16 protein-coding genes are annotated in these 17003 nt (G+C 41.1%); 4 read left to right on the forward strand and 12 right to left on the reverse strand.

Going from position 1 to position 17003, the window contains the following annotated elements:
• From NYE63_RS21920 to NYE63_RS21940, 5 genes are all read right to left on the reverse strand, one after another.
• Positions 1-2091, reverse strand: coding sequence for a BglG family transcription antiterminator (locus NYE63_RS21920; protein ID WP_342602687.1), 2091 nt, complete (start codon positions 2089-2091; stop codon positions 1-3).
• Between the two features lie 86 nt (positions 2092-2177).
• A complete protein-coding gene (locus tag NYE63_RS21925) occupies positions 2178-4121 on the reverse strand; it encodes a PTS mannitol transporter subunit IICBA (RefSeq protein WP_342602688.1) in 1944 nt (647 codons plus the stop codon).
• A 208-nt stretch (positions 4122-4329) separates the two neighbouring features.
• A complete protein-coding gene (locus tag NYE63_RS21930) occupies positions 4330-5622 on the reverse strand; it encodes a citrate:proton symporter (RefSeq protein WP_342602689.1) in 1293 nt (430 codons plus the stop codon).
• Positions 5623-5973: 351 nt separating this feature from the next.
• Positions 5974-6663 (reverse strand): response regulator, encoded by a 690-nt coding sequence (locus NYE63_RS21935; protein WP_342602690.1) that lies wholly within the window; start codon positions 6661-6663, stop codon positions 5974-5976.
• Positions 6663-8261, reverse strand: a complete 1599-nt coding sequence (locus NYE63_RS21940) for a sensor histidine kinase (protein WP_342602691.1) — start codon at positions 8259-8261, stop codon at positions 6663-6665. The genes NYE63_RS21935 and NYE63_RS21940 overlap by 1 nt, the downstream gene beginning before the upstream one ends.
• Before the next feature lie 178 nt (positions 8262-8439).
• Here NYE63_RS21940 and NYE63_RS21945 point away from each other — a divergent pair, with 178 nt between their 5' ends.
• On the forward strand, positions 8440-8781 hold the full coding sequence (locus tag NYE63_RS21945) for a hypothetical protein (protein WP_342602692.1): 342 nt from the start codon (positions 8440-8442) through the stop codon (positions 8779-8781).
• 35 nt (positions 8782-8816) lie between these two features.
• Here the strand turns inward: NYE63_RS21945 and NYE63_RS21950 are convergent, their stop codons facing one another.
• Both NYE63_RS21950 and NYE63_RS21955 read right to left on the reverse strand, forming a co-directional pair.
• Entirely contained in the window at positions 8817-9200 is a 384-nt protein-coding gene (locus NYE63_RS21950; protein WP_342602693.1) for a collagen-like protein, read from the reverse strand.
• 674 nt (positions 9201-9874) lie between these two features.
• Positions 9875-10771: a DNA-3-methyladenine glycosylase gene (locus NYE63_RS21955; RefSeq protein WP_342605844.1), complete on the reverse strand. Its 897-nt coding sequence runs from the start codon at positions 10769-10771 to the stop codon at positions 9875-9877.
• 218 nt (positions 10772-10989) lie between these two features.
• On the opposite strand from NYE63_RS21955, the gene NYE63_RS21960 reads away from it, so the two are divergent.
• Positions 10990-11586 (forward strand): bifunctional transcriptional activator/DNA repair enzyme AdaA, encoded by a 597-nt coding sequence (locus tag NYE63_RS21960; RefSeq protein ID WP_342602694.1) that lies wholly within the window; start codon positions 10990-10992, stop codon positions 11584-11586.
• Entirely contained in the window at positions 11576-12100 is a 525-nt protein-coding gene (locus tag NYE63_RS21965; RefSeq protein WP_342602695.1) for a methylated-DNA--[protein]-cysteine S-methyltransferase, read from the forward strand. The genes NYE63_RS21960 and NYE63_RS21965 overlap by 11 nt, the downstream gene beginning before the upstream one ends.
• Positions 12101-12162: 62 nt before the next feature.
• On the opposite strand, the gene NYE63_RS21970 is transcribed toward NYE63_RS21965, so the two are convergent.
• The 4 genes from NYE63_RS21970 to NYE63_RS21985 all read right to left on the reverse strand — a co-directional run bounded on the left by NYE63_RS21970 (position 12163) and on the right by NYE63_RS21985 (position 14421).
• Positions 12163-12606 carry a DUF2690 domain-containing protein gene (locus tag NYE63_RS21970; protein WP_342605845.1) on the reverse strand — a complete coding sequence of 148 codons (444 nt, stop codon included), beginning with the start codon at positions 12604-12606 and terminating at the stop codon, positions 12163-12165.
• A gap of 84 nt (positions 12607-12690) precedes the next feature.
• Positions 12691-13164 (reverse strand): DUF2690 domain-containing protein, encoded by a 474-nt coding sequence (locus NYE63_RS21975; RefSeq protein WP_144477269.1) that lies wholly within the window; start codon positions 13162-13164, stop codon positions 12691-12693.
• Positions 13165-13489: 325 nt separating this feature from the next.
• Positions 13490-14116, reverse strand: a complete 627-nt coding sequence (locus tag NYE63_RS21980) for an NUDIX domain-containing protein (protein ID WP_342602696.1) — start codon at positions 14114-14116, stop codon at positions 13490-13492.
• A 38-nt stretch (positions 14117-14154) separates the two neighbouring features.
• The gene (locus NYE63_RS21985) at positions 14155-14421 is read right to left on the reverse strand and encodes a transporter suffix domain-containing protein (protein WP_286197555.1); all 267 of its coding nucleotides are present in this window, start codon (positions 14419-14421) and stop codon (positions 14155-14157) included.
• 289 nt (positions 14422-14710) lie between these two features.
• Between NYE63_RS21985 and NYE63_RS21990 the strand changes: the two genes are divergently transcribed.
• Complete coding sequence (locus NYE63_RS21990; RefSeq protein ID WP_342602697.1) at positions 14711-15391, forward strand: copper homeostasis protein CutC; 681 nt, start codon at positions 14711-14713, stop codon at positions 15389-15391.
• Between the two features lie 729 nt (positions 15392-16120).
• Here the strand turns inward: NYE63_RS21990 and NYE63_RS21995 are convergent.
• Positions 16121-16858: a MerR family transcriptional regulator gene (locus NYE63_RS21995; protein ID WP_342602698.1), complete on the reverse strand. Its 738-nt coding sequence runs from the start codon at positions 16856-16858 to the stop codon at positions 16121-16123.
• Between the last annotated feature and the right edge of the window lie 145 nt (positions 16859-17003).

Consider the following 17003-nt stretch of genomic DNA (forward strand, 5'->3'; position numbering starts at 1 on the left):
TCATCCCTTTATCAAGTTAGTATATAAATAGTCCAAAAATATGGCTTCCAGCCTTCTGCTAATCATTTCTTCGTCCGAAGATGAAAAAATCATGATGGCTTCATTGCTTTCGATTAAGCTTGAACTTATTAAGCTGACGATTTCCTGCTGCTTCACACTCAATTCTTCAGGTGCCAGCATCAGCAGCAAATTTTTCATATGGACGTCATTTCCGTCCATCCCTTTGACCAGACGATATTCCTCGAGGTGGGCCACCTGGAATATCAGTTCTTTCACATTTTTATGTCTCGTATGAAAAAGGCCCATTCCAGTGCCAGGAATGCCTAAACCACCTTTTTTTTCCCGTTCCTTCAAGGATCCGACCACATCATCCGTACCCACTAGCAGTTCTTCCGTTTCAGCGATCCTGACCATTTCTTCAAGGATTTCTGGATGTCCTTTCAGATGCGGCAGCCGATAAAACCGGAAATTATCCATGATCGACTCGATGCTCTGCTGGGCATCTTTCAATTCCTGCAGCACATCTTTCAATTCGCCATCCTCTTTTTTGGTCACGGTATCCTTATGGGCTGAATGACTGCCATAGCGCTTATTCTTCGTGAAGTTTTCGATATTCTTCCTTAAATAATTCCTGATGTTCAATATATTCTCTTCACTCAAAAGAGGGGATACAAGGATATAATCACTATCGATATACGGAAGCCGGACGGTAGAAATGATCACATCATAGTTTTTCAGGCTGCCCTGCTGCTGGATGTCTTTGATCGTCTTGATTTCTACAGTCTCGATTTCGATGATTTCTTTTTTGATCCTGCTTGCCAGCATCTTCGACGTACCGATACCTGTCGGGCAAACGATGAGTGCCCTTATTGATATTTCTTCCTCCCGCAGCACTAATGCAGATCCGAAATGAAGGACGATGAAGGCTATTTCATCTTCAGGAAATTCTTTTATTTCTTTGAATCCCTTTTCCAGACTGGTCTTTACTGCCAAAAAGAGAACCGGATACTTTCGTTTAATATCCTCGGTTAAGGGGTTGTACAATCCCATTTCCTGTTTGATCCGGAAAAGCGATGGTTCCATATGGGCAAGGAGCCCTTGATACAATGGGAAATCCTTGGTCAAATCGATTTGCAGTTGTGCCGAAACATCTTTTATCAGGTTTCTTATCAGCTGGCCAAGCAACACACTGTCATATGGAACGGCATCCGCTGCATGAAGCTTGGAACCTTTAAGGATGGCGGCGAGATAGCTTATATCATCGATAGTAAAAGAGACTTCCAGCATGGTGCTGAGTTCCTTACCTATTTTATTCATGAGATTATTCTCATCGGAAAGTTCGCTTATTTTCTTGAAGTCCTTCTCCAAAAAAAATTGGCTTTCATTCCTTTGCAGGGTTACATAAATATGTACAATTAACCCTATATACCCGCTATCCGCCAAACGAGAATGGACACTGTTAAAAGTTGAGTTCAGCACCCCATCAATTGCTAGAAGATATTCTGGATCAAAATAGTCGAGGATTTTGGTTTCTGAGAATTTTCCTTCTTGCAACAAAAATAAACTTTCAATCAGCTCTTCATTAAAGAAGTGCAAAAAATAGGCTGCCTGGGCTTTCCGTTTATTTTCTTCTGTGCCTGCAAGCTCTATTCCGACTCCCCTTTTTCTGGTAATCACAATATTGAAATTCTTTAACCATTCAGTCAGTTCGTCCAAATAGGTTGTAAGAGTCGTAATGCTTATACCGAGATCACCTGCAAGAACTTGAGTTTTATATGATTCTTCCTGTAGTAAAGCTAAAAGAAGATGCAACTTTCTTTCTTGTGGCGTTTGATCGATCGGATGATTGCCCATCAGGTGCTGTACAAGCCGAAAGACTTGTTCATTCTTCCCGTCGATGGACAGGCCTTCATGTGTATTACGTGTTAAATGCAACTCAAATGATTGCAGGATTTTTTCTATAGACTTCAGATCACGTTGAACCGTCCGGACACTAACATTCAATTGTGTCGCAATGGATAAGGCTGTATGTTTTCCTGAAGTTCTTATGATCAATTCTATAATTGATTTTTCCCTTGAAGTAATATACATGCTACCAACTCATTTCAGGTGGAGTAACACGAGAAAATACTGAATAGAAAAGCGTAAAACGCTTTTCTATTCTTGGTTAAGTGTATTTAATTATTTTCAACTTTTATAATATCCATCAATTCCCTGGCTGATGTGGCTTTAACCATCTTTTCGATATTCTCCATCTCAGAGCAGGTAACTGCAATGCCAGATAGAATTTCAAGATGTGTCCCGTCCTTGCCGGCAATGCCGAATATTAATCGAGCCTTTTGGCCGTCAAAGTCGACACCATCAGGAATTTGTAAAACGGTAAATCCAGATTTAAGGACATCTTTCTTAGCTTCTTCGGTTCCGTGCGGAATGGCTACATCATTCCCCATATAGGTTGAAGTCAATTCATCACGGGCAATCATTGCTTCAATATAGCTTTCCTTTACGTAACCTGCATTGACCAAAGCTCTTCCCGCAAAGCGGATTGCTTCTTCCTTATTGGCGAATTGCTGATTAAGGAAGACGTTTTCTTCACGAAGCAATTCATTATCATCCTGCTCATCCTCGTTGATGCCAGGCTCGATTGAATGTTCACGAACACCGGGAACCTTCTCTTCAGCATCTTCGACGATTTCATGCAGTTCATCGGTACCGTCATCCTGAAGACGTGCAAGCAATGAATCGTATTCAGGGCTCGATAGGAAATTATCGACGGATACATGATAAGCATTCGGCACTTTATTCTGTGCCCTCGGAGTTAACTCTTCCTGTGTTATGACGATTTGGGCATCAGCAGGAATGTTAGAGATCGCCGTATTGGTAACAGCGATATTCAATCCGGCTTCCTTCACCTTCTTGCGAAGCAGCGAAGCCCCCATTGCACTTGATCCCATCCCAGCATCGCAGGCAAATATTATTTTGCTGACGTTTGTTGGCATCGTTCCCGGATCTGAAGCGAATACATTGGCAACAGAGCTTTTCTTGCCTTTCATTTCTTGCATTTTTTTCGCGGCATCTTCAATATTCTCTTCGGATTGCTTTCCTGTTTTCAAGATGAATGCACCGACTATGAATGAAACAAGGGCCGCTACGATCACGCCTGCAAAGTTAGCAATATATGCCCCCGCATTATGCGGAGTTACTGCTGTAATGGCAAGTATGCTGCCTGGAGAAGCTGGAGCGAACAATCCTCCGCCTAGTAGGACCAATGTGAAAACCCCACTCATGCCTCCAAGAATGACGGCTAAGAATAACATCGGCTTCATTAGGATATAAGGGAAATAAATTTCATGGATCCCGCCGAAGAAATGAATGATGGCAGCTCCTGGCGCCGATTTCTTCGCCGTTCCCTTTCCAAAAAAGCAATAGGCAAGCAATACGCCGATACCAGGTCCAGGATTCGATTCCAGAAGGAACAGGATGGAAGCCCCAGTTTGTTTAACTTGCTCTACACCGATTGGTGATAGTACACCATGATTGATGGCATTGTTCAAGAACAATACCTTGGCAGGCTCGATCAGGATACTTGTCAACGGCAGTAAACCTGTACCGACAAGCCAATCTACTCCTGCTACAAGCCAGCCTGTAAATACGTCTACAGCAGGCCCGATGGCCAAGAAGGATAGAATGGACAATAAGCCGCCAATTATCCCCGCTGAGAAATTATTAACAAGCATTTCAAAACCGGCTTTTATTTTCCCTTCAATCAATTGATCGAATTTCTTGATGACATATCCGCCGAACGGCCCCATTATCATGGCTCCAAGGAACATCGGGATGTCAGATCCAACGATGACGCCCATTGTCGCAATGGCACCGACTACGCCGCCACGGTGGTCATGGATTAGTTTACCACCCGTATACCCAATTAAAAGCGGCAGTAAAAACGTAACCATTGGTGTAACCATTTTGGCAAGGCTTTCATTTGGCAGGAAACCAGATGGGATGAATAGGGCAGTGATTAGCCCCCATGCTATGAAAGCTGATATATTCGGCATGACCATTGAACTTAGAAAGTTACCGAACTTTTGAACTGCAACTTTTATATTAAAGTGAGCCATTTTGCACTCTTCCCTTCATATTAATATAGTTGCCTTTAATCTTAAGGTACGTACCTTCCGCATTCAATAAAAGAAAAAGCTAACTTTGTCGCGAAAGAGAAGACAAACATAATGTATCTCACTTTACCAGATTTATTCAGCGCTTGATGCAGACAGAAAAGAGTCCCGTTCGCATCTTGACGAACGGGACTCTTTTATAAATGGAGCTTTATAGTGGGATGATTCCCAATAGAACAGATACCACTATCATGACAAGCGTCGATCCGCATGCCCATTTCAGGAAGGTGCGCTGCAAAGCACCGAAATCTTCCCCTACCATTCCAACCAATAGATAGGTGGATGGAACAAGCGGGCTTAATAGATGGACGGGCAACCCTAATAGTGAAGCTCTGCCGATCAAGGCAGGGTCAATTCCATAAGCAGCTCCCGCTTTAGCAAGTAATGGGAGCACACCATAATAAAATGCGTCATTAGACATGAAGAACGTGAAAGGTGCAGAGATGACGGCCGTGATTACAGCAAAATGTGCACCCATTTGATCTGGAATATGTTGAATCAAAGAGTTTGCCATGGCATCGACCATTTCCGTACCTGCAAGGATTCCAGTGAAGACACCTGCAGCAAAAATCATCGAAATGACAGATAGAGCATTGTCTGCATAATTTGCCACACGTTCTTTTTGATCTTTGAGTTTTGGATAATTAACCGTAATGGCAATCGCAAAACCTATCATGAACAGGACTGCTGAAGGCATAAGTTCCATGATCAGCGCAACCAATAGTGTAAGAGTCAATGCGTAATTGAATATTATCAATTTAGGACGTTTAAGATAAGCATCTTCCGTTGCAGCCGCATGCTGTGCCACTGCACGATAATCGACTTCAATGATCCCAATTCTCTTTCTTTCTTTTTTACCCAGGCAATATGCCATGAAAAGGACGAATAGGACTCCGCCAATCATCGCAGGAATGACAGGTGTGAAAACATCGGACATTTCAAGTTTTAAAGCGGTCATCACCCGTGCTGTCGGGCCTCCCCAAGGAAGTAGATTCATGACTCCAGATGACGAAACAGCAATACCGGCCAATACTAGCGGTCTCATTCCAATCCGTTTATATAGCGGAAGCATGGCTGAAATCGTTATCATATATGTTGTCGTACCATCTCCATCCAAGGAAATTAGCAAAGCCAGTACTGCCGTGCCGATTGCAATTTTGACTGGATCTCCTTTTACAACCTTAAGGATTGTATTGATGATCGGGTCAAAAACGCCAGCATCGATCAAAATGCCAAAGAAAAGGATCGCAAACAATATCATGATGCCCGTTGGCGCCACATCTTTGATTCCTTCCAAAGCCATTTCGCCCATTTTACCGCCAAACCCACCAATAAGTGCAAAGGCACTTGGTACTGCAATCAAAGCTATCATGGCTGTAAGTCGCCCTGTCATAATTAAAATCATAAACACTACTATCATCAAGTATCCTAATAAAGCGAGCATATGATCACTCCTCAATTTCTAATTTTCTAATTTTCTAAATTGTATATGAAATCACTTTGTCTGTAAGCGTTTTCAATTTATTGTGTTTTAAAACTATTAAATTAATTGTGTTCATTGTGTTCACGGAGGCGATTTTTCAGAGTGAACCAGACTCCATTCCCCGGGTTGAATGGCGGGTTCTTTAAGGAAAAGATACGATTATTCAGCAAACAGTGACTAAATCTTTATGCATTGCAGAGGATTTCTAAACTAACTCACATTGCTATTTTTTAAATCTTTCAAACCATTTTAACCGTTGTACAGCATGCATAAAAAAACACCTCCAATCTTGAAGGTGCTCCACATTTAATTCTATTGAATTTTATAATATCTTCGTTCAGGTCTTCCCACCACCCCGTATACGACTTCCGCTTTACATTTCTTAACGGATATCAAGTATTCCAGATAGCGTCTCGCGGTTGTCCTGGAAGCACCGATCTGACCGCTCACTTGCTCAGCCGACAAACCGATATCGCTTGCTTCGAGTACCTCGATCACTTTCGCCAAAGTAATTTCGTCGACCCCTTTCGGTAAGGACGGCCCATCATTCGTTTCCGAAACGGAAGATCCCTTTTTCAAAATGAGATCAACAAAATCCTGATCTATTTCTTGTTTGGATTTCATCAGATGGACTTTCTTCAGATACTCTTCGATAACTTGGTTGAAGCGCTTCATTTCCACTGGTTTAATTAAATAATTCTCTACACCATAGTGAAGCGCCTTTTCAAGTTGTTCTTTATCCGTTGCCGCGGTAATCATGATAATATCCACATTCGGGAATTTTTTACGTATGTCCGGAAGGAGGTCTGTACCAAGCTGATCTGGCATATAAACATCAAGCAAAAGCAGATCCGGCCTTTTTTGTTCCAAGATACGAAGCGCTTTTTTGGCATTGACAGCTTTTCCGACCACTTCTATTTCATCAAAGTTTTTTAAGAATTTTTCATGGATATCCGCTACACGAAAATCATCTTCTGCGATGACTGCTCTTATCTTCAGCATCATTTCCCTCCTCTCTGTTCTTTAGGAAGATACACGGTGAATATGGTGTTTCCATCCTCGCTTTGAACTTCGATGATGCCGCCCAGCTCTTTTACGACATGATCAGCATTCGAAAGTCCATAACCACTCGGACTTCCGCTGTTTTTCGAAGTGAAACCCCGATCGAAAATATGGGCGATGGCATCCTCAGGTATTCCTTTTCCGTTATCACTCACTTCAAATACCATATCATTTCCGATATCTGTGGCGAAAAATTTCACGCGCGGCTCTTCCATGCTTGAAACCGCTTCAAGTGCATTATCGATAATGTTGCCTAGAATCAATGTTAGTTGTGACAATTTTATATGATCCGGCAGTTTCTCTAGGTAACTTTGTGCGTCTATTTCAAAGATGATCTTCTTCTCTGATGCTTTCCCTATCTTACCAAGTAACAGGGCTTGTACTTTTGTATCCTTTATCTGTTCGAACACGACACGGTTCAGGGAATGCAATTCGGATGTTTCGCTTTGAATCATTTCTATCGCTTCATCGTATTCCCCTAATTGTATCAATCCTGAAAGGACGTATAGTTTATTGGTAAATTCATGGGTTTGTGCCCTTAAATCCTCTGAATGCATCTTCACTTCAGATAATGTGTTGACCATTTCCTCAATTTCCGTTCGATCACGGAACGAAGCGACAACACCGCTTACCCCTTCACTATCGAAGATTGGCGTACAATTAACGATAACCGATTTGTCTTTCCATGAAATCTCCTTATCCACTTGCGGTTCACCGGACTTCAGCACTTCGAATAAATATTTCGAAGGAAATAGGCCATCCACGTTATCCACGTTCAAATGGCGAACCGACTCTTTAATATCCAGCAATTTTTTCGCCGGCTGATTCATCGAGGTAATCGACCCATTTTGGTCAATGGCCAGAATCCCTTCTTTCACCGAATGCAGCACTGCATTTTTTTCTTTATATAAATTGGCGATTTCAAATGGTTCCAGCCCCAATGTATCTTTACGTATGCTCCTTGCCAGCATATAACTGCCAATGATCGATATCATGATGGCCGCTAAAGATACAATCATCTCTTTGGACAAATCCTTGAAAATTTGGGCGCGGACATCGTCCACTAAAAAACCGACGGAGACGATTCCAATTATTTTTCCAGCCTCATTGAATACCGGTGACTTCCCCCGAATGGAAAGTCCGAGTGATCCTGCCGCTTCGGAGACATAATATTCGCCTTCCCGAATGGCCCTGCTATTATCCCCGCCTTCCATCCGCTTCCCAATTTCGGAAGCCAGCGGATGGGAATAGCGAATTCCCTCTGCATTCCCTACAACGATGAACTCAGCCCCTGTTTCCTTGCGGATCTTTTCGACAATCGGCTGGATTATGCGAGCGGGATCATCCGTTTCAAAGGCCTCTGTAACTGTAGGCATGAAGCTAACCGTCTTTGAAAGTTCCAACGCCAATTGACCTTTATCCTTCGCTATTTGCCTTCCTTCCATATAGGAAAAAGAAGTCGTCAATAAGATAATCAAAAAAAGGCTCAACGATAAGACTAACCCGAGAATCTTGGTTTCCAGCGATACTTTCCTCATATTCAACAGCATCCTCTATTTTCATTTTCATTCACTAAATTTTATAGGAGCATAATGATTTTACCATTTCTATTAAATATTGAACATTGTTGGCCGTTTATTTCGCCACATTCAAAAATGAAAGGATTTAAGTAACAAAATAAGGTATAATTTAACAAAAAAAAGAGAGGGCGACCAAATGATTTATATGATCATCATCACCCTTTTGCTGATTTATGATTTTTTTCCAGTCTTTTTTCTTTCTGATATCGTTTCACCCGAGGTACTTCTTGGGGTTATGATAGGATTATTTCTCAGTGCCCTATTTAAGAAAGATGGTCACGCCAATCATGGTGCGAGAATCAAGGAGCAGGTGTTTTCCACCTTGTATCTCCTTTCCGTAGTGGGAGTGTTGACCGCTTTAGGAGGACGATCAGCGATAGGCATTTCTCTTAATGATGTATTTCTTTGGATAGCACTGCTTCTGTCTGGCTACCATACCTTTTCGTATTGGAAGAAAGCAAAACAATCTGAAACATAAAATGCTCAAAGGAAGCATCTCCTTTGAGCATTTTTTCAAAAACAGCTAAAAGAATTGATTTGTCTTGTATCGATACCAAAAAACGTCCAGAACCTGCCATTCCACCTGAAACCGGCAACAGAACGCGGACCGACGAAAATGGGATAATACCAGAAACTCGCACCATTATTTAGCCATATAAAAGTATTCCTGAACAGACAAAACGAAATGGCACCTGGATCTACGGCAAATGTTGAAGCCGATTGCTGGTGGGGGATAAACGTTGGCGGGGGAGCTGTTGGTGCTTGCGAACCCGGCGGCGGTCCTGGTTGACCTGGAAATTGAGGCATACCAGGGATGCCCGGAAAGCCGGATAGACCGGGAAACTGCCGTTCAAGAAAAGCTTGATCTTCATAATGGTACATTGGGTACATATACATGGTCATTCACCTCTATAAGATTGAATGTAATAAGTTATGATATATGGACTCAAGGTGTTTGGGCTGGAAATGCAATTTATCGACGATACTAAAGTTTTATCTCCGAATTTAGAGATATATCGACGTAATCTATAGTTTTATCTCCGAATTTAGGGATATATCGACGCATTCTACTGTTTTATCTCCGAATTTAGGGATATATCGACGCATTCTACTGTTTTATCTCCGAATTTAGAGATATATCGACGTAATCTACTGTTTTATCTCCGAATAGGGATATATCGACGCATTCTACTGTTTTATCTCCGAATTTAGGGATATAGCGACGCATTCTATAGTTTTATCTCCGAATTTAGAGATATATCGACGCATTCTACTGTTTTATCTCCGAATTTAGAGATATATCGACGCATTCTACTGTTTTATCTCCGAATTTAGAGATATATCGACGCATACTATTTTATCTTCAAATTTAGGGATATATCGACGTAATCTATAGTTTTATCTCCGAATTTAGGGATATATCGACGCATTCTACTGTTTTATCTCCGAATTTAGGGATATATCGACGCATTCTACTGTTTTATCTCCGAATTTAGGGATATATCGACGCATTCTACTGTTTTATCTCCGAATTTAGGGATATATCGACGAAAAGAAAAATATACACTAAGTCAATATAGCAATCTCCATAAATAGAAGGTCGCATAGGATTCCCAATCAGCCCACGCTTCCGATAGTTTACGGATTTCCGCTTTCGTTGGTTTTGCTTCCGTTTGCATGACCAGTTTCATGGAATTATGCAGTCCGACGTCATCGATGGGAAAAGCTGCTGGAAAACGTAAACAGCGCATCAGGACATAGTTCGCTGTCCACGGACCGATTCCCCGTATTTTGGTCAGCATTTTTTCAGCCTCTTTTACATCCTTTGCATTCAACAGCTTTTCTTTTGTAAGTTCTCCTTCTGCAATCAGTTGAGCAACACCTATTAAATATTCACACTTCTTCACCGTCATCCTCAAATCGACAAAATCTTCGACCGCCAATTTCGCGATCACCTCAGGCTTCGGAAACAGCCAATACTGCTTTCCTTGGAATTCAACAAAATCACCAAATCCCTCCACAAGCCTCCGTTTCAAGGTATAGGCATAAGTCAAGTTAATCTGCTGTCCAAGTATTCCCCAGGCAATCGCTTCAAATAAATCAGGGATGCCCATATTTCTCAAACCGAAGAATTGGCTTACCGGCTTTTGCAATAAAGGGTCATTTTGGGCCAGCTCATAAAAAGGAAGCAGATTTCTCTCAAGATCGAACCAGTGACGAACGTATTGGGAAACAGCGTTCTTTACCTGATTATCCATCGGTATAGTTCTTCCTGGAAATCGAACGGTCAGCTCCGTTTCATTCATCGCACTGATTTCTACTAAAAGTGTCTCGTTTTCGACAACAAGTGCTCGATAAATCTTTTGATCAACAATATCGAACAGACATTCATTGGAGGATCTTGATAAATATTTAAGATTTTCCGAAAAACTAAACTCTTTTGGTGCACGAATTCTCAATTCAGTCATGCCTTCATCATTTGATAATGTCTCTTTCATCCTGCTCCTCCTTTGGCCTATTCTCTTTATTCTAATGAAAAATGGGTACGTTATCTTGCTCTTTCCTTCAAATAATGATTCATTCAACTCCCTTAAACATATTGAATAATTACGTTATCTTGCTTTTATATTATCAAAATGTTTGTATATCAACCCTTTCTTGTATACTAAAAGCAGAGGTGAATGTAGTGAATCCGAAAAAAGCAGATTTCCCGAATGAATATTGGAAAGCTATTATAGATTGTGATGCAGCATATGATGATCATTTTTTATACGGAGTAATTACGACGGGCATCTTTTGCAGGCCCTCCTGTAAATCCAGGGTGCCGAATAAGGAAAACGTGAAGATTTTCAAAAATGCCATGATGGCTTTGGAAGAAGATTTCCGGCCTTGTAAACGATGTAAACCAGAAGGACTGAATTTGCCGACAGAAGACTGGGTTGAACAAATAGCCGAATGGATCGACACCCATTACAGCGAACCCCTCACATTGAATAAATTGGCGGATATTTCCCACGGCAGCCCCTATCATTTACAACGATCATTCAAGCGTGTTAAGGGGATATCGCCCACTGAATACATTCAACGGCTTCGCCTTGAAAAAGCAACGAGGCTGCTGGAAAACTCCGAACAGCCGGTAACTGAAATAGGCTTGGCTGTCGGGTTCTCGAGCACACCCTATTTCATGACGCTATTCAAAAGTAAAATGGGGAATACCCCTTCAGGATATCGGAAAGCTTATCTTAAAACTCAAGCTTTGGAGCGTGAAGAATATGAAGAATGATAAAGAACAAATCATTGATTGGGCCATATTGCATTATGATAGGTGGCAGTTATATGTGGCCAAAACGGAAAAAGGGCTTTGCTATGTAGGCTCTCCCGGTCAAACGTATGAAGAACTGAAGTCTTGGCTACAAAAACGCTTTCCAATGGCGAGCCTTGTTGAAAATGAAAAGGCATTAACACCCTATCTAACAGAACTCCAAGAATATTTCGAAGGGACCAGGCAGATTTTCTCTCTTCCGACAGATGTAAAAGGCACGCCCTTTCAACAAGAAATTTGGGCAGCGCTGAATCAAATACCCTATGGAAAAACCTGTTCCTATTCCGATATTGCCCAAATCATCCAAAGACCTGCAGCTGTTCGGGCGGTCGGTACGGCCATTGGTGCCAATCCTGTTCTGATCACGGTGCCATGTCACCGGGTTATCGGAAAAAACGGGGCCATTACCGGTTACCGTGGAGGTACGGAGATGAAACAATATTTACTTCAATTGGAATCAGAAATGAAGGCGTGAGTACAATCTGACCGCAAAAAAAGCATCCGACTATGCGGATGCTTTTTTTGCGCCTTTATTTTTTAGTACCAAATGGTCACCGCTTTTTTATATGCATCACTATTAGGGATCGCATGTATCCCCTGGGCCTGTGCTTTGCGCGGGTCATAATCATAAACCATTGGTGTATAGCACGCGGTCTGCCCTTTGTTCACGACACCGTTGCCACCTGAACTGGCGCATGTATAGGCTTTCCCATCAGTACTTCGGACGATTCTGGCATCCGCTTCATGGTTGTATACGGCGGGGCGTGTTACGGTCACTTTTGCCCAGGCGGTTTTACAGACAGTGCTGAATTTCAATTCTACGTACGAATTGGAATCGATCCATTTTTTATCCTTCGTTACCGCCGAACTTGCACAATTATTATAGTATGGACTTTTTCCATCATAAGCATGTGTTTCGGCCAGTGCTTGATTTTTCCCAAATCCAAAATCGACAAGAAACATCGACAGTGTCATCACCATGGCTAAACCTATCATTTTAAGGTTTTTATTCAATTCATTCATCCTTTCTTTGCATAAAAATAGATGAAGGTTTTTCTTTTTTCATTAATACCAGCCGGTTTCACCTGCTGTATATGGCCAAAAAGCGACCGCTTTTGCTTTTCGCGGATCTAAATCATATACCATTGGTGTATAGCAAGTCGTTTGACCTTTATTTATTTCACCATTTCCTCCAGGAGATGCACAGCTGAATTGTTTATTATCAGTATTTCGAACAACCAATGCCGTTGCTTCCCCATCCGTTTTAGCCGGTCTGCTAAGAGTCATCTTTGCCCAAGCCGTTTTGCATGTTGTGCTGAATTTCAACTCCAAATTGGCAGAAGCACCGTTGGCATAAATTTTCACGGACTTCTTCGTGACTGCGCTATTGGCACAGCTATTATAGTAGGGACTTTTTCCGTCATAGGTGTGTGTTTCTGCAGATGCTTTGCTGGCAAAAAAATCAAGGGAGCCAAAAAGGACTAAAGAAGCTACAAAAAATGAAATGCTTAAAACCATTTTTTTCATTATTTCACTCATCCCCTTAACAAAATTTGTACACTGTTCATCTTACAATTTTGTCATATTCTTACAAGTGATAAATTCCCTAGTTCAAGAAAAACTACATTAACCTCTTTTAACTCGAATCCTGCAATCACTATAACAGTCTGGTATGTCTCGCTTTATCAACTGAATCACCACAGAGACAAAGTCATTATCCCTATGAGGAATTCAGGACAAATGCGTATCGAGCTGAGACGAAACGAGCCAATAGACTGCCGTTGACAGGGAAAGACACAGGTCGATATACTTAATGATTAAAAAGCCCCGACAAAACTTGAATCGTTTTGTCGGGGCTTTATTTTCATTTAGCGAGGTTTTCTCTGATCAACCTAATGATGCTTTCATAATAGGAAAGATCATGCGGCACGAACTCATCCCGTCCAACAAATCGATCGATCATCATCCTACGGCCTGCTTGATTCATTTCAAATCCTTTAATATTCACCTTGTCCTTCGTTTCGGTCCAAAGCTCTTCGAAGTCATTCAGCACAACCTTCACAATTCCGGAAACCTCTTCTGGCTGCAGGGTGAAATCATCTAAGCGATGTTCACTTTCATATAGAAAGACGTTTGCCAGTTCTTTGTCGATGAAATCTTCTTTCGTTTGATGGTATTCAATAATCCCTAATGGAGCCAACTCGTCAAAGGAAACGTCAATGCCTATTTCTTCTTTGATCTCCCTGACTCCGTCGTATACCGATTCATGAGCCAGCAAATGACCGGCAGCCGTAATATCCAATAGATTCGGATAATCTTTTTTCATCGCACAACGATGTTGAAGATATAGGTAATCCACGCCCGCTTCCCTACTGACGAACCAGCAATGGAAAACCTCATGCCAATGTCCCAATCTATGTACTTCCTCACGCGAAGCCACGCCGGTTTGATTGCGATCGGAATCGAAAACTTTCAACCACTCAGTTTCCATGGAGCTTCACTCCCAGACCTTTTTTATAAAAAACAGCTTCATCCTTTTTCTTTTCTCCAATTTTTCGGGTTTAAATAACCTTTATATTTAGCAGCCACTTCTTTCCCAACCAAAAGCGCGCCTGCCCAAAACATGACTTCCGCAAAGACGATCGCACCTGTTATGACCCCCGCTTTAACCGCAGTCGAAAATGGCGTAAAAGGAGCTACGACAGGAATGATCCAAGTGAGAAGGGAAATGATCAGGAATCCCATCCCTACTTTGTAAAACTTCGATTTCTTTACTTCCTTACTTTCTTTATCCAATTAAATAACCTCCGTCATGATGATTTTCATTTAATTACTCCGCCAAACATTCCACTTTCAAATATACCATTGAATATATTCCTTTTTTTATACGTTCGAATGTTTATTTCGTTTCATAAATATGAGAAATAAAGAAATCCCACTTGAGGAAAACTAGGGAAAACTAGAGCAGGTATTTAATTAAGAGGTCTTTGTATCTATTAATGAATTGACTTTACTATTCTTAATGGATTTAATAATCTTATACATACTATTCTTATAACACTTGCATGCAGGAAAGGAAAATCCAATGTACATTGAATTCATTGCCACAACGATAGAAGATGCCATTTTAATCGAAGAATCGGGCGCAGACCGAATCGAGCTTGTCAGTTCTTTAGCCGAGGGGGGATTAACTCCCAGCCACGCCCTGATAGAGGCTGTCGTCAATTCAGTAAAGATACCAGTCAACGTGATGGTAAGGCCTCATAGCCAGTCGTTTTGTTATACTCAAAACGACTTGGAAATTATGAAAAAAGATATCCAAATCATTCGTTCACTCGGAGCGAACGGGGTCGTATTGGGTGCATTAAATGAAAAAAATGAAATCAATCGACCATACCTCGAAGAACTATTGACGGTATGTGAAGGTTTGGAGATTACATTCCACCGAGCCATCGATGACACAAACGACCCAGTCGTTTCAGCTGAGATGCTAGCACAATATCCGGAAATCACAACGATATTGACCTCAGGTGGTCATGGGGATTTCCCCAGCCGCATGCAAACCATTCAACAAATGAAAAGAGTCTGCGGCGACATAGCAATACTTGTTGGAAGCGGCTTAAATAAGGATAATATCCTTTCTATCGATTCAGAGTTGCATACCGGTCACTATCATTTCGGTACGGCTGTTCGAAAAAATAACAGTATTATTGAAGGAGTTACATTAGAAAAAGCTAAAGAAATAGTAAACATGCTAAAGAAATAATGTCGAATAGGGACCATTTCCTTGGTCCCTTTTATGATGAAAACCTCTTTTTTTGTAAAAAGACCGAGTCCCAAAACCAAAAAAATATGGCTGCCGAAAGGCTTATTGCATAGTAATTCTTTGTAGTTAATACTTCCATGCTGAAGTCAAAATTAAGCACCGAACTATAAATGAATACAGCCAGCAAAGAGAAAAAAATATAAAGGCAAAAATAAATTAAACTGAATTTTTTAGGATGTTTATTGAAAAGGACCTGTACCGGAACAGCAAATAATAAATAAGGGATAACGACATAAAAAGAAAACACGATAATGGCAAGCACCTCCAAGGAACCCTCGCTCAAAATAACCATCATTGTGGAAAGCGACAGACAGGAAGAGACTATACTAAAAAAATAATAAGGAATCACATCGCTTAGCTCCGATACCTTTTGACTCATTTTCCAAAGTTCCATTTTAACCAGCACCTCGCTATAAGGCAGACGCACAACGCAGCCTACAATAATATAATGGGAATTTTTACATAATCATTATACTATATAAATGGAGGTGTTTTTATTTTGGAACTATACATCGAATTATTCGTGTTTCTTGCCATCATCTTTTTAATAGTCATTTCCAATAGATTCTTACCCTGTTGGGTAAAAGCCGTATATTGCCTGATATTCAGCTCCAAAATAAGAAGGTTGCCGGAGCAACCTTCCATCATGAAGTTTCTTAATCTTGAGATTTAATTTTTGTTAGCACCAGCAAAGTGCCCCATCGCCTCACACATGAATTTTGCTAAACCTTCACCGTATTGGTCGATATTTTTGGTGAAGCGTTGATCATCCACGTACATTTGACCTAATCCTTTGAAAGCATCCAGTGAGTATGTTCCGAAGTTATTGTTCAAACAATCATACCATTCTTTAATTGCCTCTTGGGCCTCCTCCGACTTGGGCGAAGCATTTCGGATTGACGCAAGTTTTATATAGATATCCGATACAATTTTCTGTGCATCTTTGGACATGCCCGCCACTTTAGCCTTCGACTCATCAACAGCTTTATCCCCCCAAAGCTTGCGGGCTTCTTCTTCATATGGATTCTGACTGAAGTCAAATCCTTCAAATTTTTCTTTATTCGTCATTTGAATTTCCCCTTTCATATGCTTAATCGATTTTTCGACCGTCTTAATTAATTTATCGAGCTGACTGCGTTTCTCCCGTAACATTTTTTGATGTTGCTTTAACGCTTCTTGTTTATCAAACGAAGAGCTGTTTATCATTTGTTTTATTTCCTTTAACGGCATGTCAAGTTCCCTGAAAAACAGGATTTGCTGCAGCATCTCAAGATCATCATTCGAATAAAGGCGATAACCTGCATCGGTTATTTCTTCTGGCGATAACAACCCGATCTCATCATAATAATGCAGTGTCCGCACACTAATGCCAACTAAATCGGCCAGCTCTTTCACTTTCATTGCCACTGCTTCTTACCTCCTTTCGATATCAATTACTTTAAGGCATTACGCAACGTCAGAGTCAAATGGATATATGAAAAGTTTCCGCCCAATTTAAAAAGACGATCCTTCCAAATGAAGAATCGCATGTTAGTCAGAATTCACTCTTTGA

Source organism: Peribacillus sp. FSL E2-0159 (genome assembly GCF_038643155.1).
GTDB lineage: Bacteria > Bacillota > Bacilli > Bacillales > DSM-1321 > Peribacillus > Peribacillus simplex.

Bases quoted from the DNA above. Each gene is read 5' to 3' on its own strand.
- NYE63_RS21920 (WP_342602687.1), bottom strand. From the start codon at position 2,091: ATGTATATTACTTCAAGGGAAAAATCAATTATAGAATTGATCATAAGA.
- NYE63_RS21925 (WP_342602688.1), bottom strand. From the start codon at position 4,121: ATGGCTCACTTTAATATAAAAGTTGCAGTTCAAAAGTTCGGTAACTTT.
- NYE63_RS21930 (WP_342602689.1), bottom strand. From the start codon at position 5,622: ATGCTCGCTTTATTAGGATACTTGATGATAGTAGTGTTTATGATTTTA.
- NYE63_RS21935 (WP_342602690.1), bottom strand. From the start codon at position 6,663: ATGCTGAAGATAAGAGCAGTCATCGCAGAAGATGATTTTCGTGTAGCG.
- NYE63_RS21940 (WP_342602691.1), bottom strand. From the start codon at position 8,261: ATGAGGAAAGTATCGCTGGAAACCAAGATTCTCGGGTTAGTCTTATCG.
- NYE63_RS21945 (WP_342602692.1), top strand. From the start codon at position 8,440: ATGATTTATATGATCATCATCACCCTTTTGCTGATTTATGATTTTTTT.
- NYE63_RS21950 (WP_342602693.1), bottom strand. From the start codon at position 9,200: ATGTATATGTACCCAATGTACCATTATGAAGATCAAGCTTTTCTTGAA.
- NYE63_RS21955 (WP_342605844.1), bottom strand. From the start codon at position 10,771: ATGACTGAATTGAGAATTCGTGCACCAAAAGAGTTTAGTTTTTCGGAA.
- NYE63_RS21965 (WP_342602695.1), top strand. From the start codon at position 11,576: ATGAAGAATGATAAAGAACAAATCATTGATTGGGCCATATTGCATTAT.
- NYE63_RS21970 (WP_342605845.1), bottom strand. From the start codon at position 12,606: ATGGTGATGACACTGTCGATGTTTCTTGTCGATTTTGGATTTGGGAAA.
- NYE63_RS21975 (WP_144477269.1), bottom strand. From the start codon at position 13,164: ATGAGTGAAATAATGAAAAAAATGGTTTTAAGCATTTCATTTTTTGTA.
- NYE63_RS21980 (WP_342602696.1), bottom strand. From the start codon at position 14,116: ATGGAAACTGAGTGGTTGAAAGTTTTCGATTCCGATCGCAATCAAACC.
- NYE63_RS21990 (WP_342602697.1), top strand. From the start codon at position 14,711: ATGTACATTGAATTCATTGCCACAACGATAGAAGATGCCATTTTAATC.